Here is a 20,342-nt window from a genome sequence, read left to right on the forward strand (position 1 = left end):
CCTCACTTCACCAAAAGTTGACTGCAAGTTGAAGACAAGGTTAGTGTCTCCCGCAGAAACTTTGGTTATTCGCCGCTAGTGCCGGTGCTTCCTTCAGTATTGCTTCCTGTTTCATTCGTCGTTGTGCCTTCAGTACCAGTGGAGGACGTATCCTCACCAAGTCTTAACCGAATGCGGTTCGTCGCTTTCCCGTCTGTCACAACCTGCCCTGCAACCTCAATTGTGGTCGCTGCAGCGTAACCGGACTTAATATACATTCCTGCACTGTCCAATTCAAAAGTATAACTGTCTCCCTCAGCGGTGTTGCCGTATTCCAACTTCTCGCCACTAGAGTTCTCGCCCTTGTATACTTCCAGCCAACTATGCCCCGTTGCTTTAATTGTAACCGTCACAGGCTGCCCTGCACTGCCGTTCACTTTGAAGTTCGTAATATTGCCTGATTTTCCGTCTTCAGCAACAGTTACAGAAGCTGGCTGATTGTCTGTTGGGTTCTCTTCATTTTCACCCGTTGTTTGACCATCCGTCTGTCCGTCAGTTTGTCCGTCAGGCTGCCCCTCTGCTGTTCCGCCACCGTTACCGCCTGCTTCGCCTTCATTCGTTTCTCCGCTACCTGGTTCATTAGCTGGAGGATTAGAAGCTTGGCCATTATCTGTAGGCTCATCCGGTTTATCTTGAGGTTGCTGCTGGCTGTCTGTGATCTTCGTCTGATCCAGCCCTTGTGTATCCGAATCATCTTTGTTCATCACTACATACACGTACAACAGTACAAGAATTAATACCGGAAAAGTCCACATCAGCGCAACAGACATCCAGCGGTTACTGCGCTCTACCGGGCGGCTTGAACGCTTTTGAATAACTGGCTCCATGGTTGCTTCCGTTTCTTCTGCAGGTACATCTTTCTTATGTCCCTCCAGCAGCTCATCAGGATTTAGTCCCACCGTTTCCGCATAGGTTTTGATAAATGCACGCACATAGAAGCTGCCAGGCAGCACTTTGTAGTCTCCTGCCTCTATTGCCTCCAAATACCTCTTGCGAATTTTAGTCATTTCCTGTACATCGTCAAGACTCATCCCTTTTTGCAGCCGGGCCTCCCTTAACTGCTGACCCAGTTCAGACATGCCATCTCCTCCTTATGTTTATCTCTATGGTTGTTGCTTATCTATTTCATGATCCCGTACGGAGCGTTACAGTTCGTCGGTGTAGCTAGCCGTAAACGTATCATAAATAATTTCTTCATTCGGATTGTTGCGCAGTTCAATAATAATGTCAAAATCATTAAAATCATATTCAGACTCCTGCACAAAAATATCCGGATGTTCAATAACCTTGGTGCTTGGCATCGTCATGATGTCCTGTAACAGATTATAATGCCGTTCGCTTGAACGAATCGTACTGACAATTCCGTCAATGATAAACACATTGTTTGGATTCAATTCGTCCTCTGACATCTGGCTTCTTATGGTCTGACGAAGAAGTGTGGAGGAAACAAACGTCCAGCGCTTCATCGCACATACGCTGCCTGCAATAATGGATTCCGTTTTGCCTACACGCGGCATTCCACGCAAACCAATGACTTGATTGCCTTCCCTCTTAAATACTTCACCCAAAAAGTCCACAAGTAACCCAAGTTCGTCCCGCGTAAAACGAAATGTTTTGCGATCATCCGAATCACGATCAATATAACGACCATGACGGACAGCGAGAATATCTACCAGTTTCGGTTGACGCAAAGCAGACACAGTTATGCTGTTCACTTTGCCAAGCATTTCACCCAGCAGACGGATCTTCTCATCATCGTCCGATTCCAAAAGCATCCCCCGGGTTTTGCCTTCAACACCGTTGATGGTCAATATATTTACTTCAAGCATCCCCAGCATAGAGGCAATATCCCCCAAAAGGCCGGGTCTGTTCTTATGTATTTTATACTCCATATACCATTGTTTAGATTCCATTTAAACACCCCGTAAAGCATTATTCCACATTATTCGACAGTAACAGAACGCGTCCATTGGACGACAATCTGAGATATCTTCTAAAAATGGGTCACGTTAATGATATATAAAATGAAAATGAATTACAAGAACAGGTCTGTAATCAATGTGTAATCATTAGAGAAAAGCCCCCTTGCGGGAGCTTTCCATCTGTAATCTTATGCGTTTTGTTTGGCCAATTTGACCATCAGGCACGCGATCGTACGACGCTCATCTGCATCGCCGACATCCCATAATTCTTTCAATGCCCGGTTGGAATGGTTCGCCGGATCGACTTTCTCATCCAGGAAGTCACCGATTTCGTATGCAAGTTTGTTGATGGTATCTTCACTCATCCCCATCTTCTCTGCTTGCAGCACGCGGTCACCCAAAAACTTCTTCCATGTGTCAAAACTTGAGAGCACTGTTTTTTCTGTTGACATGATAAATCCTCCTTAGCTGACGCATGAGATTTAAAATCAACAGTTGTAATATGTGCTTCCCGGACATTTTATATACGAGCATTTTTGAATTAATCGAAGATCATCTACAAATCATTAATTTCCATCAAGAAACTACCCCGTATTTAAAACAAAATTGATTGCGCTCCCCCATATATTACGTGAGCCAGCCACCATTTGGACTTATAATCTGCCCATTAATGTATCCAGACTCGGGAAGTGCAAGGAAGTAGACCAGTGATGAGATTTCATCTGGCTGGGCAAGTCTTCCTGCCGGAATTTCCTCTTCCAGCATTTTTAGTTCATCCTGGTCCAGATGGTTCAACATGGATGTTTGAACTGCACCAGGAGCTACAGCATTCACCGTTACGCCAGATGGAGCCAGCTCTTTGGCAAGAGCCTTGGTGAAAGCATTTACACCGCCTTTGGTTGTAGAATACAACACCTCACAAGAGGCACCCGATAGTCCCCAGATAGACGACACGTTAATAATTCGACCATATCTTTGGGAGATCATGTGAGGCATCATTTCCTGTGTGCACAAGAACGTGCCCTTCAGATTGATCGCCATCACTTCGTCCCAGATTTCTTCCGTAACATCGGACAGCATTCCATAATGAGATATCCCTGCATTATTCACCAGAATATCCGGCATCAGCCCATGTGATTCCAGCTTCTCACGCATTCGTTCAATTTGCTCCCGACTGCGTAGATCAGCAGACACCGTCATCACTTTACCACTGCCTTGTTCCATGCACCTTCTCGCCGCTTCATTAGCTGCTTCATGCGATTTCATATAGTGAATCACTACATTCATGCCCACCTTGGCAAAACGCTCTGCGATAGCTGCTCCAATGCCTCCGCTCGCGCCTGTTACAAGTACTGTCATTTCTCCAATTGGCTTCAATTGTCCTGTTCCCCTCTCCATATTAAGGACTCACGACAAGCGATATCGCCAGTTGATCCCAACGAATATGCTCTTTCAATCTAAGGTTTACCTCTTCCAGTGTGAGCGATTCATACAACGAGAGCATGTTGAAAAAATCACCACCACGGAATTGCTGACGCGTGAATTCATTCGCAATGTTTTCTGGTGAATTGAGCATACGCAAATATCCACCTATTTTCTTTTTGCGTGCGCGCTCAAAGTCGGTTGCATCAAATCCCTTTTCCACAATAGCATCGACTTCTTCACGAATACGCGCAAGCAGTTGATCCGGGTCTTTGGTATCCCCGCCAATAGCAGAAAAAGCATATTGCGGCGAACTGTTATATTCATGCCCAAAGCTGTCCGAAATCAGGTCTTCATCGTACAATTTTTGAAATAGCGGGGTACTGGAACCAAATAACAGATCCATCATTAGTTTAGTTGTCATATCCCGGCGCAGCAGGTCTTCTCCAGTAAGTCCCACTTCAGTTTCCTTAAAACCAAACAAACATTTGGGCAGGGAAACGGCCAATTTGGATTCACGTCTAGCTTCGCCCACTTGCTTAGGTTCCGGTTCAAAAATCCGCTCGATTTTCCCTTGAGGCTTGTAATTTTTCTTCGCCTGGTTCGAACGAACCATATCGATCACTTCCTGCGGATCTACTCCACCCACGACAAACAGAAGCATATTGCTTGGATGATAAAAAGAGTTGTAACACGTGTACAACGTTTCTTTGGTTATAGTACCAATGGATTCAACGGTTCCGGCGATATCAATATGCACAGGATGTTTCTGATACATCGCCTCAATCAGGCCAAAATAAACGCGCCAATCCGGATTATCCGCATACATATTAATTTCCTGTGCGATGATCCCTTTTTCCTTTTCCACATTCTGATCGGTGAAGTAAGGATTTTGCACAAAATCAACTAATGTTTGTATATTTTCATTGACATGTTCCGTTGCCGAAAACAAATAAACCGTCTGATCGAAACTGGTAAAAGCATTGGCAGAAGCTCCATGAGAAGCAAATGTAGCGAAAATATCTCCTGTTGGTTCTTCAAACATTTTGTGTTCCAGAAAATGGGCAATTCCGTCCGGAACCTTCACTTCCTCTTGTCCTTCAACCTTAAAATGATTGTCCACAGAGCCGTATTTGGTTGCAAATGTGGCATATGTTTTCTGGAAACCCGGTTTAGGCAGAATATAAACATGCAGCCCGTTATCCATCACTTCGTAATACAGCGTTTCCTGCAAGCGATCGTATGTTATGCTCTCCACCGACTATTCCCCCTTCTCATCACGCAAGAAATAAATCGTATCCAGACGGAATTTCTCTGCCGCCTCACGAACATTTTCTTTGCTGATCTGTTCTACTTGGGCCAGCAGTTCCTCGGCGGTCCGTTCTTTGCCGGACAATTGTCGATTAAAATCATAAGCAATCAGCTCAAATGCAGAATCCTGCATTTCCTTGAGCAAATTACGGATCATCGCCTTGGTCTGGGACATCTCCAGGTCAGTGATATTCCCATTCTTCATTTCATCCAGCTGCTGCTTGATAATCATGACGGCTTTTTCGTAATTGGGGATTTCTATCCCGGATTGGATCGTTGCAATCCCTTTATGCCCGTCATAACGGGAAGAGGCATAGTACGCAAGACTTTCTTTTTCACGAACATTAACAAACAGCTTGGAATGAGGATATCCTCCGAGAATGCCGTTATACATCAAAGCAGCTGCATACTGAGGGTCACCATAAGTGATAGACGTGCGAAGCCCCATATTGAGCTTACCCTGATTAACATTAAGCCGTTCTACAACGGTTTCCACTTCTTTATCTCCACGAATAGCTTCCTGTGTATGATAGTCAGAAGAGGTCGCTCGTTCTACATTGAAATAACGCTGAACCAGATTCTCTACCTCTTCCAGCGTGGTGTCGCCCACCACATACAAGTCCATACTTGCCTGCTGCAACCATTCCTGATACGAAGCTGTCAATGTATCTGGATCAATGCCCGGCAAATCCTTGCGTTCACCAAGCGGGTGCAAGCGGTAAGGTTCGTTTTTACACATCTCCTCAATACTACGTTCCGCAGCATAACGCATCTTGTCATTGACGATGGACTCCAGCATTTTGCGAACAGTCTCCCGCTCAGCTTGTACATAAGAAGTTCTGAAATGTCCATTTTCCTGTGCAGGGCGTGTGAGGACCTCACCTAGAAAAGCAAAAGAACGATCCAACAGCTGCTCGTCTCCGCCAACAAAGGAATCATTAATGGTATCCATACGGAACTGTACAATCTGGTAATCGCCACGTTTATAGACATCAAAGCCAAAACCCGCTCCATACAAATGTTCCAATTGTTCACGAAATTGCGTTGTTTCCGGATAGGATTCGGTCCCGCGCCGAAGTACGAAAGGTGTTAAGGCTACTTTGGTAACCGTATCTTCCTGCAGGGGAACCCCTGCGTAAAGCGAGATCGCAAATGTCTTAAAACGTTTCGTAGGAAGAACATGTATGCGGAATTCTTTCCGGTTTCCTCGTTCAAATCCTGATGTATTCAAATGTCAAAACCCCTTTACGGCGTCATTTATCATGCAATAAGTGAAGCTTAAACGTAACAACCATTTTAACCCATTCAAAAGGCAAGAAGCAACCGAAGTCACGCCTTCTGGTTGCTTCCAAGATCATCACATACAGAATATATGCTGCCCAATTGTTTTTACCTGAGGACGTGTCCAGATCCATTTGGATGTAGCTGTCTTCGGATTAAAATAATAGAGGCATCCACCGGATGGGTCCCAACCATTCATCGCCTGTTCAACTGCTTTTTTAGCTTGAGCATTCGGTTCCAGATAAATCTGGCCGTCTGCAACGGCAGTAAACGCACCCGGCTGGAAAATCACTCCTGATGGTGTGTTCGGGAAACTCGGCGATTTCACACGATTCAGGATAACTGCCGCTACTGCCACTTGACCTTCAAATGGCTCTCCGCGAGATTCACCATATACCGCGTTAGCCATAATTTTGATTTCGTTCTCTGACAATCCCATGGAATTGGCAGAGCCCATATTGTCCTGCTCTTTATCCGCAGTATTGTTATTGTTGCCACTCTCTCCTGAGGTTTGATCCTTATGCAACGGTGTTTCTGTTGGCGACCATTGTTTTGAAGCATTGTAAAGTTTCAGCTTGGTTTTGGCTCCAACCACACCATCTGCCTTCATGCCGAATTCCGATTGAAACCATTTTACTGATTTCAATGTGGTGCTGCCGAAATTACTGTCAATTTTACCATTGTAAAATCCCAAATATTTTAGCCGGCCTTGAAGCTCGTATACATCCTGACCGTAACTTCCATATTTCACAGCATTGGTGCTAAAGGTGGGTAACGACTGCTCTTCGACTTGCGGGGTACTTGGGTTTGGACTTTCGGTTGCTGTATTCCCAGGAAGCAAATAACGAATTCCCAATGCGGACATCAGCAAAATAGCAGTGAAAAGCCATATGTTCATTTTTCGCATCGACTGTGCTCTACCTTTCTCTTGTGGGATTAACAGAATCGCTAAGGTTATTATGACAAGCATACTTCGTTCCTATGCACCAAATCCTCCGATCATTGGACATCATGGCAAATCTTCAGTCAAATGGCATGCAAAAAGCCCTCAACCAGTAAGGTTAAGGGCTTGGATCTTTTACACATGCTGTGTATTACGAGCTTATTTTATTCTGTTGATACTGTTCCAGTGAGATCAATACTTCCCTTGGTTTACTGCCCTCGTAAGGACCAATCACACCTCGGGCCTCCATGGAGTCAATCAAACGTGCTGCGCGCGTGTAACCCACTCGCATTCGGCGCTGCAATAGAGAAACGGAAGCTTGCTTCGCCTCCAAAATAATCTGTACTGCTTGTTCATATAACTCATCCTGCACTTCATCTGCTGCCTGAACGGAATCATCCACCTCAGGAACAATGGATTCGTCATACTGCGCTTCACCTTGACCACGCACGTAATTCACGATATTTTCAACTTCCTCATCACTCATGAAAGCGCCTTGTACACGAACCGGCTTCGAAGCTCCCATAGGCATAAACAGCATATCTCCTCGGCCCAACAACTTCTCGGCCCCACCCATATCCAGAATGGTTCGAGAATCCACTTGAGAGGATACACCAAAGGCAATCCGGGACGGAATGTTGGCTTTGATTACACCAGTGATAACATCCACAGAAGGGCGCTGTGTGGCAATGATCAGATGGATACCCGCTGCACGCGCCATCTGAGCCAATCGAGCAATCGCATCTTCCACGTCACCGGCGGCAACCATCATGAGGTCAGCCAGCTCGTCCACGATAACAACGATGTAAGGCAAAACCGCCGCTGGGTTGTCTTTCATCAGATTGTTATAACCTTCAACGTTACGTGTACCGGATTTGGAGAACAACTCATATCTTTTCTCCATCTCAACAACGATCTTCTTGAGAGCAAGTGAGGCCCTTTTAGGATCCGTTACGACCGGTGCCATCAGATGCGGAATACCGTTATATACGTTTAGCTCGACCATTTTGGGATCGACCATCAAAAATTTCACTTCATCTGGCTTCGCTTTGTACAGGATGCTCGTAATAATACCATTGATACATACTGATTTACCTGAACCCGTCGCACCAGCCACCAGCAAATGGGGCATACGAGCCAGATTACCGATGATCGTCTGTCCAGAGATATCTCGCCCAAATGCAATGGTCACTTTGGATTCGGCTTCCTGGAATGTGGCAGTCTCCATAACCTCCCGCATTGTTACTACGGATACCTCTCCATTAGGTACTTCAATACCAATTGCGGATTTGCCGGGAATTGGTGCTTCCATTCGGATATCCTTAGCCGCCAGGGCTAAAGCAATATCGTCTGTCAGACTTACAATTCTGCTAACCTTCACACCAATATCCGGTTGGATCTCATACCGTGTAACAGCAGGGCCTCTGACTACTTCAAGTACTTTGGCACGAACACCGAAGCTTTCCAGCGTTGCTTCCAGCTTGCGTGCAGTCTGCATGTAATCCTTCTGATCGCCACCCTTACCTCCATTGTTAGGCTTGGAAAGAAGTCTGAATGACGGAAGTTTATAAGGTTTCGGAGGTGGTGGTGGTGGCTTAACTGGCTGCACTTCCTGCCCCTCCGTATCTGAAACAACCGAACCTTGAGCCCCATTACTCAACGTAGACCCAACGTCCGAACTACCCTCAACAGCATCCATCGTAGCTATTCCAGCATCCGCCGCTTCAGGCCACTCATTGTTATCCACAAGTTCATCTGAGATCTTAATTGGAGGCTCTTCTGCCTGCATGTTATCCGTTAGATCATCTGGGAAAGGATACGCATCATCCAGATCATCATCTTTACCAGCATCCTCGGATCTGACATGTTCAAAGAAGTCACGGATGATTGGAGCCGAATTAGGTCTTGATTGCACAGGAACTGCTGCAGGAGCCATTACATCGGATGCGATGATTGGCTCATCATGCCATGAATCCGCAGGAGTTTCCTGCTCCGCACGGTAGACGACATGTTCCGCGTCTAAAGAATCATCCTCGTCCACTCCACGCTCAGCCTTCGTCCGTTCCCGATCAGAACCCCATTTTCCAAAGAGTTGGAAAAAAATCGGTGCTTTTCGTTTCGGTAGCTGTTGATTCTGCAGATCATCGTAATCGTCATCATCTTCCTCGTCGTCTACTGGAACAGGTACCACTTTGCGAACATTCCCGTTTTTCTTGCTCGTAGAGCTTGAAGTAGCACGTGCTACTGGTCTAGCCTCCAGCTTTTTGTACATCGCACTACCTGCATCCCATATTTTCGTTCTGAAAATGCGAATCAGATCGACATAAGAAAGATTGGTAATCAACATGAAACTGATAACGAACATCACGATCATAATCAATCGGGCTCCCAAGCTGCCAAACAACCACAAGAACAAGGCAAACTGCGCCGCTCCTATATAACCGCCGCTAATGTCCTTATTGAGCATCGAATCCCGTTCGCCTGGCGCAGCAGGCGTGAGCAACTCGGTTTGCATATCATTATGTATCTGTGTAAGTACAGCACCTGGCTCCAGGGCTCCAACTGGTATAAGTTTCTGGTGCATGGCAGAGACGGTACTCATCAGTGTTAAAGCAAACACCAGCAATACGAGCCCTGTCTTGCGCGTTGTCCAGCCGCTCGGCCATTTTCGATGAATCATCACCATTAAGCCATAATAGATCCCTATAAGCGGAATCGCAAAATAGAACTTGCCAAGCATCAACCCAAACATCTTGGAAAGCGAGCGCCCTACGGTTGCTTCACCCGACAAAGCAATGACGGCAAGGGTTATAAGCACAATGCCGTAAATTTCATATTTTAAAACGCCGCTAAAAGCTGCGGCCTTTTTTTTCCTCTTTTTTCTTCTGGCCAAAATCAGGTCACCCCCAGAAGAATATTATACCATACAAATATAATCCGTACATATGTTCTTTTTCTGCTCAATTTGTCTTATTTGGTCGCGTTATGTTGGTCCCGGGTTACCCGAAAGTGGAACGATAGATCCGGGCATATTAGCGGGATTCAGATAAGCTTCCAAGGGGCATTCAAGTAAACGTACTATAACAGCCTCATTTTCATTAACAGGTCTGACCTGCATCAATAATCCGTTCATCTTGATCTCACGGGTGTCTTCTCCTTCATTCCACATCCCTGACCACAGCAGTTCAGGTGGCATCACTGTGTAAAGTGTCATTGGGTATAGCCTCCTGCCTGCAGCGTCTGTCTTTTGTCTCCTATGAGTTGATTCAACTGAGCGATGGCCTGTCCGATCCCGCCTACGGCATCCATCAATCCATATTTAACCGCATCAGCGCTACCCACAGCTGTTCCGATATCGCGGTTGAGTTCACCCGTTTTAAACATCAGTTCCTTGAACATTTCTTCAGAGATATTGGAGTGCGATGTAACAAATCTTACGACACGTTCCTGCATCTTCTCCATGTACTCAAACGTCTGAGGCACGCCTATCACGAGTCCGTTCATACGGATCGGATGAATGGTCATTGTTGCACTACCCGCAATCAGGGAATAGGTTGAGGCAACCGCGATCGGAACCCCAATGCTGTGCCCTCCTCCAATGACGACGGTAACCGTAGGTTTACTAAGTGAAGCAATCATTTCGGCAATAGCCAGGCCCGCCTCCACATCTCCTCCTACCGTATTTAAAATGATCAAAATGCCTTCGATTCGCTGATTCTGCTCTGCTGCAACCAGCTGAGGAATGAGGTGTTCATACTTTGTTGTTTTGTTTTGCGGAGGTAAAATTAAATGCCCTTCCACCTGACCGATAATGGTCATACAGAAAATGTTCGATTCAGCTGCAGGTGACTGCGTCTGTCCAAATTGCTGAATAGCCTCCGTTACAGGTGACATACCCTTTTCCTCTTGTGCAGGCACTTCCGGTGCCTCGGTGCCCGGTTGTTCCGATTTCGGTGTTTGCTTGTTTTTCATGTATTCGCTCATTCGATTACTCCCCTTCTCCAGAAACATGTAATGTATTTCCTTAGTATGGGGAATGTTCCAGCTGACTTATACCCGATTATTCATCAATTTCTCCACAATCTGGTGTAGGGCCAGAAAACAACAAAAAAAGCCCCTTCTCTACGAGGAACCGTCCAATATTACTCGTAGAGAAGGGGCGACTGTGTGCCTGAATTTATGTTTTTGTTTGATTTATTTTAAACTTCCATAATGATTGGCAAAATCATCGGTCTACGACGAGTTTGCTCATACAAGAAGCGTCCGAGTGCATCTTTAACATTCGTTTTGAGTGAAGCCCATTCGTTAACGTTCTCACTCATCAACTTCTGCAGTGTGCTGCTGACAATGCGATTGGCTTCATCAAGCAGTCCTTCCGATTCGCGTACATAGACAAATCCACGGGAGATGATGTCTGGACCGGAAACAATTTTGCCATCCTGTTTGCTCAGTGTTACCACGACAACCAGAATGCCATCCTGTGACAGCAATTTACGGTCACGCAATACGATGTTACCTACATCGCCTACACCCAAGCCGTCGATCAACACGTTACCTGCAGTAACTTTACCTGCCTTGCGTGCTGCTCCGCCTTGAATTTCAACCACTTCACCGATATCCGTAATGAAAATGTTGTCTGGATCAATACCTACAGATTCAGCCAATACCGCATGACGGCGCTGCATACGGAATTCACCGTGAATCGGCAGGAAATATTTCGGTTTCATCAGGTTAAGCATCAGTTTCAGCTCTTCCTGGCTACCGTGACCGGATACGTGAACGCCACTGTTTGCACCGCTGTAATGCACGTTGGCACCCAGACGGAACAGTTCGTCAATCGTACGGCCTACATACTTCTCATTACCTGGAACTGGAGTTGCAGCAATAATTACTGTATCCCCAGGCAAAATATCTACTTTACGATGAGTGGAACGAGCCATACGTGTCAAGGCTGACATTGGCTCGCCTTGGCTACCTGTGCAGAGAATTACTACACGGTCAGCAGCCATTTTGCCTACTTCTTCCGGTTCAATGATCATGCCGTCTGGAATCTCAAGGTAACCCAGTTCAGAAGCAATACCCACCACATTTACCATACTGCGTCCAATAACTGCGACTTTACGTCCAGTTACTTCAGCTGCATTGATAACCTGTTGAATCCGGTGTACGTTGGAAGCAAATGTTGCTACAACGACACGTTGGCTTGCTTTACGGAAGATATCTTCCAGAACGATACCCACATTTTTCTCCGAAGGTGTAAATCCAGGTTTCTCTGCGTTGGTACTATCGGACAAGAGGGCGAGTACGCCATTGGTTCCGATCTGTGCCATACGCTGGAGATCTGCATATTGACCATTTACTGGAGTGTGATCAAATTTGAAGTCACCTGTATGAACAACAGCGCCTTCCGGTGTTTCGACACATACGCCGACGGAATCCGGAATACTATGGTTAGTAGCGAAGAACGTTGCTTTCAATACAGAGCCGAGTTGAATCTCGGAATCCGCATCAATCAGAATGCGTTTTGTTTCACCCAGCAAATTGGCTTCTTTCAGCTTGTTCTCCACAAGTCCGAGAGTAAGCTTTGTTCCGTATACAGGAACATTCAAGTGTTTCAGAACATATGGCAGACCACCAATATGATCCTCATGTCCGTGAGTCAAAATAATACCTCTTACTTTGTCACGGTTTTCAGTTAGATAAGAGATGTCAGGAATGACAATGTCGATTCCAAGCATATCTTCTTCCGGGAATTTAAGACCAGCATCTACGACTACAATGTCGTTCGCGTATTGGATGACGTACATATTTTTACCAATCTCGCCTACGCCGCCCAAAGCAAAAATCATCAGTTTATCGTTGTTATTTTTCTTAGACAAATGAATCTAAACCTCCTATGGTAGTTGGACGTCGTACCTTATTATTTTATTGTAAGTTAAGAAAAGCAGTCCATCACACCCATGCCCGTAAATAGGGATGAATGCAAAAGAGCACCTTTATTCACGATATTTGGAAGAAGTTCTTCGAAGTTATTCCCCTTCACCAACAAGATGGATTTTGAAATGATCCTTCTTAGCCGTTCCTTCCTTTTTCACCACAAAGCTACACCAAGAAACGATGTCGCTTTCAATTTCAAAAAAATACCGCACCCAGTCACTTGACATCATTATACATGATTAAAAACAAAAAAAACAAGTCACTCTCTCGTTAACCTCTAGGTTTGCCTCCAGTTGTGAAAAGAAACCTAACCATCGTCGTCAAAAAAAAGAACCGCCTCCTCTTAAATGAGGAGCGGTTCTTCTGCAATTTCTATGGGTCTATAAAAGTTAACGAATCAGTTCAATATCGTATTATTGCTAGTTGAACAAGGTACGAATAAAGCCTTGCTCATCCTCTGTTGCAGCTATAAGCGGCAGGCGTACAGATCCTACGTTCAGACCACGTAATGTCAGAGCGTATTTCACCGCTACAGGGTTCGGTAAAGGCTGTGGGCACTCAAATAGACCTTTGAACACCGGAAACAGCTTCTGATGTATCTGAGCCGCCTGTACAGGTGCACCACCGAAGTAGGAATCAATCATTTGTTTCATCTCAGCGCCTACCACATGGCTAGCAACGCTAACGATCCCGTAAGCACCTACAGCAATGGCTGGCAAGCCAGAAGCATCGTCACCGGAATACACCCTGAAATGTCCCGGTGCACCCGCAGCAATCTGCGTGACTTGCTCCAACGATACACATTCCTTCGTAGCTACTATGTTAGGAATCTGTGCCAAACGAATCGTTGTTGCAGCCGAAAGACTAGCTGCTGTACGTCCAGGAACGTTATACAACATAATTGGCAGTTTCGTCGCGTTCGCGATCGCTTCAAAATGTCTAAACATTCCCTCTTGACTTGGTTTGTTGTAATAAGGAACAACCAGCAAAACACCATCTACACCAGCACGTTCAGCGTCCTGAGTCAGATGGATTGAATGAGCGGTGTTATTGCTACCCGTTCCAGCAATGATTTTGCACCGTCCAGCCGCATGTTTTACCGCGAATTCGAATAGTTCTACTTTTTCTTTGTCGCTAAGCGTGGGAGATTCTCCAGTTGTTCCTGAAATAACGAGCGTCTCTGACTTTTGATCATCAATCAAATAATCAATCAGACGTGCAGTTTCCTCCCAATGGATCTCCCCTTGTTCGTTGAACGGAGTGACCATTGCTGTAATCAATCTTCCAAAGTCCAATTCGATTCCTCCTTCAAAACAGGTCCGGCTCCGCTGACTTCAAAGTACTACAAGTGAAGTTCGAATGAGGCGTGAAGTGCCCTCAGAGCTTGAACCATATCTTCTTTTTTCACAAGTACCCAAATCGTTGTATTGGAATCTGCAGATTGCAGGATCTGGATGTCCGCAAGAGTCAAGGATTCCACGATCCGTGCCATAATGCCTGGCACTCCGTTGATACCTCCGCCGATGACGGAAACTTTGGCACAACCGGAGAGACTTTGCGGTTTAAGACCAATTTCCTGCAGTACCTGTATAGCTTTCTCGGAATCACTATCGAAAACGGTATAGACAACCCCTAGAGGGGTAACATTAATAAAATCTACGCTGATCGAATTTTCAGCCATCGTTTTAAACACTTTCAGCTGCAAACGATCTGCACCACCCGGCACTTCCACCGTTATTTGCGTAACATTACTTACATAGGCAATCCCTGTTACATATCGGTCGACAATGCCTGTCTGCACATCCTGGAATCCTTCTGGATGCGTTACCAGCGTCCCTTCACTATCTGCAAAGGTAGATCTCACACGCACTGGAATCTGGGATTGCATCGCAATCTCGACTGCACGTGGGTGAATTACTTTGGCTCCTTGATGGGCCATATTACATATCTCGGCATAACTCACAACAGTCAACGGACGAGCGTCCTCCACGATACGTGGATCTGCTGTCAGTATTCCATTTACATCCGTGTATATGTCCACCATCTCAGCGTGTAATGCTGCACCAAGAGCTGTGGCTGACGTATCACTTCCTCCACGACCAAGGGTCGTAAAGTCACCATTTTCGGTCTGCCCCTGGAACCCTGTAACAATGACAACACGCCCACTCTGTAGCTGCTCCAGCACACGAACAGGACGGACATCCAAAATTCGGGCATTCCCGAAATTGTCGTCCGTCACAAAACCTGCTTGTGCACCGGTCAGCACTGTAGTTGGAATGCCTTCATGTTCGAGCAGACTGCTTAAAGTCGTCGCAGAAATAATTTCACCACAGCACAGCAGTAAATCCTTTTCGCGTGCGGAGAGTGCATTTCCGTTCTGTGCAGCCCAGTCCAGTAACGTATCAGTCGCATAAGGCTCACCACGGCGACCCATCGCTGACACAACAATGACCAGACTAAATCCTGCTTCAAGTTCACGTTTAACATGACGGAGCACATGCTCTCTCGCCTGAACGGTAGAGAGAGATGTACCTCCGAATTTCTGTACCATGATGCGCATCTTTATTCCTCCATTTGTGTACGCAAGAAGACTGGACACGGGTCAAATCAACAAATGGATCACCCTAGGGAGCGTTCCGATGCGATAATTTCAGCATTTTATACGGCATTTCATGCCGCTCCTCATCAAAGATTAGTGAAACAATCCCATATGAAGGCCGCGGTTGTTATCGAGATCATGTCGCACACGTTCCCCGTGCACTGATCCCGCTTGCCTAACCTAATCGTTGCAAGCAGGAATTCCCTTTTAATGAAAGGAACGTGGACACAGGTAGCTGTTTATGCCAGCATAACGTCCCTCATGATTTTCTTTGTCTCTCGAACCATCTTCATTTCTTCAAGCGAATAACCGTTATCCCCTTAACTAAGTCTGTACAGAACCATGTCTATAAACAAACTAATGTTACGGCGGACCCAAGAACTATCAAGCCTGTGCAGAACGCTGCACAATCATTGGCTGTAACTGTTTGCCTTCAAGCGCACTCCAGCATGCCTCCGGAATGAGCTCCATTTTGGCCACTAACGAGTTCGGTTTTTTCACCGGATCATCCTGCCCAAATGGCACAAAATACAGATATTTGGCCACCAGCAGTTTGGCGATGTTCGCAGCATTCAACCCAAGGCCATCATTGGTGGAAATGGCGAGTACCAGCGGACGCTGATTTCGCATCTGGGCTTTGGCTGCCATTAAAACCGGACTGTCCGTCATGGCGTTAGCCAGTTTACTCGTCGTGTTGCCTGTGCATGGAGCAATTACGAGCACATCGAGCAACTTGGAAGGCCCTAACGGCTCTGCCTCAACAATTGTAGAAATGATATCATTCCCCGTTATATCTTTCAACTGTTTTTGCCAATTTTGCGCGGTCCCAAAGCGTGTATCCGTAGTCAGAACCGAATTGGAAATAATCGGGACAACATTGGCACCTTCGGCCACGAAGCGGCTAATCACCGGCATAACCTCTTCAAACGTACAATGAGAACCTGTAATTGCGTAACCTACCGTTTTTCCCTGCCAGTTCATTGTTCAACCTCCCGTGCGTTTTGTTCTTCCAAAAGCAAACGGATTAACACGTCGGCAATAATGCCGCCAGCCGTTTTGGGAGCAACAATGCCGGGGAGGCCAGGCGCAAGTAGCGCTTTGATACCGCGTTTTTCGGCATATCGGAAATCACAGCCGCCAGGAGCGGATGCGAGGTCGATAATGACTGCTTTTTGCGGCATTTTGGACAGGATTTGTGCTGTGATTATCATAGTCGGTATCGTATTAAAAAGCAAGTCAACTTCCCCGGTTTGAGCAGCCAAATCCGTTGTCATGAAAGGCTTCCAGCCCATTATGGCTGCTCGAGCAGCATCCTCTTCGCGCCTGATTCCCACCCGTACATTTGCCCCAAGTCCCTGAAGCGTTTTGGCCATTGTGAAACCTGTTCGACCCAAGCCAAGCACAATGCATTCCGAGCCGTGGATCGTGAAGTCCGTCTCCCGAATCGCCATAGCAATTGCGCCTTCAGCAGTCGGAATGGAGTTGTAGAGCGCGATGTCATCACGATCGAGTACTTCAACAAGCCGTAGACCATTTTCCCGGCACAAATCACGTAAAAAAGGCTTCGCCATACCTGTGAACACAATACAATGCTCCGGCAATGCCGCAACATGTTCCTTTTTCAGAAAAATCGGTGTATCACTGAACGAAGTGCTCACTTTACCCTGATCATCACACCCGACCACAGGAAGCACCAGCACATCTGCCGAAGCAAATACATCGTCCTCCAATTCCTGGTGTTCGATACCCGGTATGGAACGCTCCAGCTTGTCGAAGCCCACCACACTTACCGTAGCATCCAGCTCTGCGCATTTTTGAATGACTTCAAGCTGCCGCGCATCTCCGCCCAGGACTATAATCCGGACACCGGTCAGCATCGGGACGTCACTCCTTTCACCACATGTATGCCTTATCGTATGCAGTGGCCCACAGGGGGGTGAAACATTAAAATTGAAGCATGCAAAGAAAACATTGTCTCTATCGTTCAGAAAAAGAAAAAAGAGCCGCCCCTCGGGGACGACTCTTCGAGAACATGCTCAGTAAATTAAACTGTGAAGCTCTAATTACAGAAGATGCTCCTATTTACAACTTAGTTTCAGAGCATTTATTTTCCGGTATGACCGAATCCGCCTTCTCCACGCACAGTTTCCGACAGTTCAGCGACTTCGGTTAATTCAACTGCAGGAACGGTTTGAAAGACGATTTGGGCAATTCGCTCCCCACGTACAATGGTGAATGGCTCCTGACCCAGATTAATCAGAAGTACCTTAACTTCACCACGATAATCAGCATCAATGGTGCCAGGTGTGTTCAAACACGTAATGCCATGTTTGAAAGCCAGACCGCTGCGAGGGCGAACCTGTGCCTCCAATCCAGCAGGCATTGCCATCGCGAGTCCCGTAGGAATCAGCGTACGCTGTCCCGGCTGCAATACAACCTCTTCTTGTAATGCCGCAACTACATCAAAGCCGGAGGCCAGCTCTGACATTTTTTGAGGCAACTTAATATCTTCATTGCCCGGTAACTTTTGAATTTGAACGTAATGCAACAAAATCATCCCTTCTTAATCCAGCGATCGTACGATCCGAAGCACCGACCATAGCAAGCGCAAATGGCTCTGCAAACATCAGGTCCAGCACAGCATCAACATCGTCCATCGTTACTTCTTCAATTTTGGCAATCATTTCGTCCAGCGTGTGATGTCTGCCCAGCATCAGCTCGTTTTTACCCAGACGGTTCATCCGGCTGCCCGTGCTTTCCAAACTGAGGATCAGACTTCCTTTCAGCTGTTCTTTTCCTTTACGAAGTTCATCTTCAGACAATCCATTTACAGCCAGATCGTGTAGAACCTCTTTGGTCAGATCCAGAACTTCTTTCGTCTGTTTCGGCGCTGTACCTGCATAGATGGTGAAGAGTCCACTATCGGCATGGGAACTATGATACGAGTAAACGGAATAAGCAAGGCCGCGTTTCTCCCGAATTTCCTGGAAGAGTCTGGAGCTCATGCCTCCGCCAATCGCATTATTCAACACGACCATAGCGAATTGGAGCGGATCTCCGATCTTACATCCCGGGAACGAGATGCAGATATGATTCTGTTCCGTTTTCTTTTTGTGAAAGAGTTGTCCGCTCTGGAATGCAGGCAGTGTGACTTGTTCAGCTACACCGTTGACATCAAAAGCACCAAAATGCTTTTCCATCAAATCGATCACACTGTCATCAATGTTACCTGCGATACTAATAACGGTATTCTCAATCGTGTAGTGCTCCTTCATATATGCACGCAAATGGCTGGAGTCCATCGCCTTGAGACGCTCTTCTGTACCCAGAATCGGATAAGCGAGCGGATGCTCACCATAGGCGGCCAAAGCCATAAGATCATGGACCATGTCATCCGGCGTATCCTCATACATCGATATTTCTTCCAGAATGACGTTTTTCTCCTTGAGCAGTTCACCATCATCCATTTTAGAGCGGAAGAACATATCGGACAACACATCTACAGCTATTGGCAGATGTTCATCCAATACTTTGGCGTAATAACAAGTGTATTCTTTTGAAGTGAACGCATTCACGTTACCACCAATGGCATCAAATTGCTCCGCAATCGCTTTGGCATCATAACGATCCGTTCCTTTGAACAGCATGTGCTCAATAAAATGGGACACTCCGTTGCTTGCAGGCTGCTCATTGCGAGAACCTGTCTTGACCCATATTCCAAATGACACGGAACGACAGGTCGGAATCTGTTCCATGACAACTCTGAGGCCATTGCCCAGCTGAATTTTTTTCACGGTTGGCCCTCCTACATCTCTATAATTGCCTGGATTTCAACGCAAAATTGAAATCGACATTTGGTTCCAACTGTTTGATAGTAACAAAAAAACATCATTCACTCAACCGCTGATCCCTTCACGCGCTCGGATGACAGTGTTTCGCTAACGGTTCCAAGCGTCAAACCCTTGGCCCGTATGGAATCAATCATACCTTTTAAAGCTCCTGAAGAAGCAGCCGTGGGGTGCATCAGAATTAATGTACCGGCTTCTACGTTTTTGGCGATCTTGGCTACAACAGAAGCAGAACTTGGTTTGCGCCAATCCACCGTATCCAGTGTCCAAAGTACCGTTTGAAGTCCCATGCCGGAAGCAATGTCGACCGTTTGTTGATTAAAATCACCGGAAGGTGGAGCAAACCAGTGGTTCTCCACACCCAATTTTTCTTTGAGCAGGTCCTGGGTTTTACTGATTTCCAGCTTGGCTCGCTCCGTACTCAACCGACTCATATTCGGATGTGAGTATGCATGATTCGATAACTCATGTCCACGCTTTTGGATTTCCTTGGCCAGTTCCTCGTTTTTGCTCAACCAGCTTCCATCCAGAAAAAAAGTAGCTTTGACTTTTTCGGCGTCAAGCGTATCTAGCATTGGGATAATGAATTCATTGCCCCACGCTACATTAATCATGAAAGATACCATTGGTTTCTCGGCATTCCCCCGGTAAATCGGGTGTGCACCCAAATCTTTAAGTTGGATTTCAGGTACAGTCTGCCGATAGACATACGCTATCTTGGTATTCAGCGTCCCACCAAGTGCTTTGCGATACGTGGCTTCCACATCAATTTCTATTCCGTTATACCCGGGTATCGCTTTCCAGACCCGATCCACTCTGGCATTTACCGGAGCGATTTTCGTTTCGGCCGCTTTATCCCGGATCGCCGACAACAGCTGATCTTCTCCGGTTGCCTCTTTGAACATATCAAATGCATTTTGCGTGCCTGGTCCATCACGAATTTCCGTAATGTATGTACGTACACTGCCCACTTGTCCGACCAGTATGACAGCTGCCATACCTACCAGAACAGCCGCCAGCTTTTTGGATTGGTTTCCCAC

Annotated in this window: 18 protein-coding genes; all 18 read right to left on the reverse strand. The window is 46.3% G+C overall.

Annotated features, from left to right (window positions below):
- Positions 1-65: 65 nt before the first annotated feature.
- Entirely contained in the window at positions 66-1,118 is a 1,053-nt protein-coding gene (locus tag HP548_RS07715) for a helix-turn-helix domain-containing protein (protein WP_099853240.1), read from the reverse strand.
- A 66-nt stretch (positions 1,119-1,184) separates the two neighbouring features.
- Positions 1,185-1,952: a DUF3388 domain-containing protein gene (locus HP548_RS07720; RefSeq protein WP_024630282.1), complete on the reverse strand. Its 768-nt coding sequence runs from the start codon at positions 1,950-1,952 to the stop codon at positions 1,185-1,187.
- A gap of 197 nt (positions 1,953-2,149) precedes the next feature.
- Complete coding sequence (locus HP548_RS07725; RefSeq protein WP_062833846.1) at positions 2,150-2,413, reverse strand: DUF3243 domain-containing protein; 264 nt, start codon at positions 2,411-2,413, stop codon at positions 2,150-2,152.
- A 175-nt stretch (positions 2,414-2,588) separates the two neighbouring features.
- Positions 2,589-3,359: an elongation factor P 5-aminopentanone reductase gene (gene ymfI / locus HP548_RS07730; protein ID WP_076289541.1), complete on the reverse strand. Its 771-nt coding sequence runs from the start codon at positions 3,357-3,359 to the stop codon at positions 2,589-2,591.
- Position 3,360: 1 nt separating this feature from the next.
- Positions 3,361-4,641, reverse strand: coding sequence for an EF-P 5-aminopentanol modification-associated protein YfmH (yfmH, locus tag HP548_RS07735; protein ID WP_099853246.1), 1,281 nt, complete (start codon positions 4,639-4,641; stop codon positions 3,361-3,363).
- Between the two features lie 3 nt (positions 4,642-4,644).
- Positions 4,645-5,925: an EF-P 5-aminopentanol modification-associated protein YfmF gene (gene yfmF, locus HP548_RS07740; RefSeq protein ID WP_099853249.1), complete on the reverse strand. Its 1,281-nt coding sequence runs from the start codon at positions 5,923-5,925 to the stop codon at positions 4,645-4,647.
- Positions 5,926-6,051: 126 nt separating this feature from the next.
- Positions 6,052-6,882 (reverse strand): spore cortex-lytic enzyme, encoded by an 831-nt coding sequence (gene sleB, locus HP548_RS07745; RefSeq protein ID WP_175381340.1) that lies wholly within the window; start codon positions 6,880-6,882, stop codon positions 6,052-6,054.
- Positions 6,883-7,069: 187 nt separating this feature from the next.
- Complete coding sequence (locus HP548_RS07750) at positions 7,070-9,811, reverse strand: FtsK/SpoIIIE family DNA translocase (RefSeq protein WP_175381341.1); 2,742 nt, start codon at positions 9,809-9,811, stop codon at positions 7,070-7,072.
- A gap of 90 nt (positions 9,812-9,901) precedes the next feature.
- The gene (locus HP548_RS07755) at positions 9,902-10,132 is read right to left on the reverse strand and encodes a YlzJ-like family protein (RefSeq protein WP_063566367.1); all 231 of its coding nucleotides are present in this window, start codon (positions 10,130-10,132) and stop codon (positions 9,902-9,904) included.
- Complete coding sequence (locus tag HP548_RS07760; RefSeq protein WP_373561665.1) at positions 10,129-10,902, reverse strand: ClpP family protease; 774 nt, start codon at positions 10,900-10,902, stop codon at positions 10,129-10,131. Before HP548_RS07760 ends, HP548_RS07755 begins: the two co-directional genes overlap by 4 nt.
- 215 nt (positions 10,903-11,117) lie before the next feature.
- Entirely contained in the window at positions 11,118-12,797 is a 1,680-nt protein-coding gene (locus tag HP548_RS07765) for a ribonuclease J (protein ID WP_053783840.1), read from the reverse strand.
- 477 nt (positions 12,798-13,274) lie between these two features.
- Positions 13,275-14,150, reverse strand: a complete 876-nt coding sequence (gene dapA, locus HP548_RS07770; protein ID WP_099853255.1) for a 4-hydroxy-tetrahydrodipicolinate synthase — start codon at positions 14,148-14,150, stop codon at positions 13,275-13,277.
- A 47-nt stretch (positions 14,151-14,197) separates the two neighbouring features.
- Positions 14,198-15,415: an aspartate kinase gene (gene dapG, locus HP548_RS07775; RefSeq protein ID WP_076289534.1), complete on the reverse strand. Its 1,218-nt coding sequence runs from the start codon at positions 15,413-15,415 to the stop codon at positions 14,198-14,200.
- A gap of 423 nt (positions 15,416-15,838) precedes the next feature.
- On the reverse strand, positions 15,839-16,435 hold the full coding sequence (locus HP548_RS07780) for a dipicolinate synthase subunit B (protein WP_024630269.1): 597 nt from the start codon (positions 16,433-16,435) through the stop codon (positions 15,839-15,841).
- Positions 16,432-17,331 (reverse strand): dipicolinate synthase subunit DpsA, encoded by a 900-nt coding sequence (gene dpsA, locus HP548_RS07785; RefSeq protein ID WP_063566370.1) that lies wholly within the window; start codon positions 17,329-17,331, stop codon positions 16,432-16,434. The genes HP548_RS07780 and dpsA overlap by 4 nt, the downstream gene beginning before the upstream one ends.
- 227 nt (positions 17,332-17,558) lie before the next feature.
- Complete coding sequence (gene dut / locus HP548_RS07790) at positions 17,559-18,005, reverse strand: dUTP diphosphatase (RefSeq protein ID WP_170867769.1); 447 nt, start codon at positions 18,003-18,005, stop codon at positions 17,559-17,561.
- On the reverse strand, positions 17,965-19,248 hold the full coding sequence (locus tag HP548_RS07795) for a M16 family metallopeptidase (RefSeq protein ID WP_076289533.1): 1,284 nt from the start codon (positions 19,246-19,248) through the stop codon (positions 17,965-17,967). Before HP548_RS07795 ends, dut begins: the two co-directional genes overlap by 41 nt.
- A gap of 98 nt (positions 19,249-19,346) precedes the next feature.
- The gene (locus HP548_RS07800; RefSeq protein WP_076289532.1) at positions 19,347-20,342 is read right to left on the reverse strand and encodes a polysaccharide deacetylase family protein; all 996 of its coding nucleotides are present in this window, start codon (positions 20,340-20,342) and stop codon (positions 19,347-19,349) included.

The organism is Paenibacillus taichungensis (assembly GCF_013359905.1).
Taxonomy (GTDB): Bacteria; Bacillota; Bacilli; order Paenibacillales; family Paenibacillaceae; genus Paenibacillus; species Paenibacillus taichungensis.

What these genes read in the sequence shown, in the direction of transcription:
- ymfI (WP_076289541.1), bottom strand. Translation starts at nt 3,359, where the DNA reads ATGGAGAGGGGAACAGGACAATTGAAGCCAATTGGAGAAATGACAGTA.
- HP548_RS07720 (WP_024630282.1), bottom strand. Translation starts at nt 1,952, where the DNA reads ATGGAATCTAAACAATGGTATATGGAGTATAAAATACATAAGAACAGA.
- HP548_RS07755 (WP_063566367.1), bottom strand. Translation starts at nt 10,132, where the DNA reads ATGACACTTTACACAGTGATGCCACCTGAACTGCTGTGGTCAGGGATG.
- HP548_RS07760 (WP_373561665.1), bottom strand. Translation starts at nt 10,902, where the DNA reads ATGAGCGAATACATGAAAAACAAGCAAACACCGAAATCGGAACAACCG.
- HP548_RS07715 (WP_099853240.1), bottom strand. Translation starts at nt 1,118, where the DNA reads ATGTCTGAACTGGGTCAGCAGTTAAGGGAGGCCCGGCTGCAAAAAGGG.
- HP548_RS07725 (WP_062833846.1), bottom strand. Translation starts at nt 2,413, where the DNA reads ATGTCAACAGAAAAAACAGTGCTCTCAAGTTTTGACACATGGAAGAAG.
- HP548_RS07780 (WP_024630269.1), bottom strand. Translation starts at nt 16,435, where the DNA reads ATGAACTGGCAGGGAAAAACGGTAGGTTACGCAATTACAGGTTCTCAT.
- dpsA (WP_063566370.1), bottom strand. Translation starts at nt 17,331, where the DNA reads ATGCTGACCGGTGTCCGGATTATAGTCCTGGGCGGAGATGCGCGGCAG.
- sleB (WP_175381340.1), bottom strand. Translation starts at nt 6,882, where the DNA reads ATGCGAAAAATGAACATATGGCTTTTCACTGCTATTTTGCTGATGTCC.
- dapG (WP_076289534.1), bottom strand. Translation starts at nt 15,415, where the DNA reads ATGCGCATCATGGTACAGAAATTCGGAGGTACATCTCTCTCTACCGTT.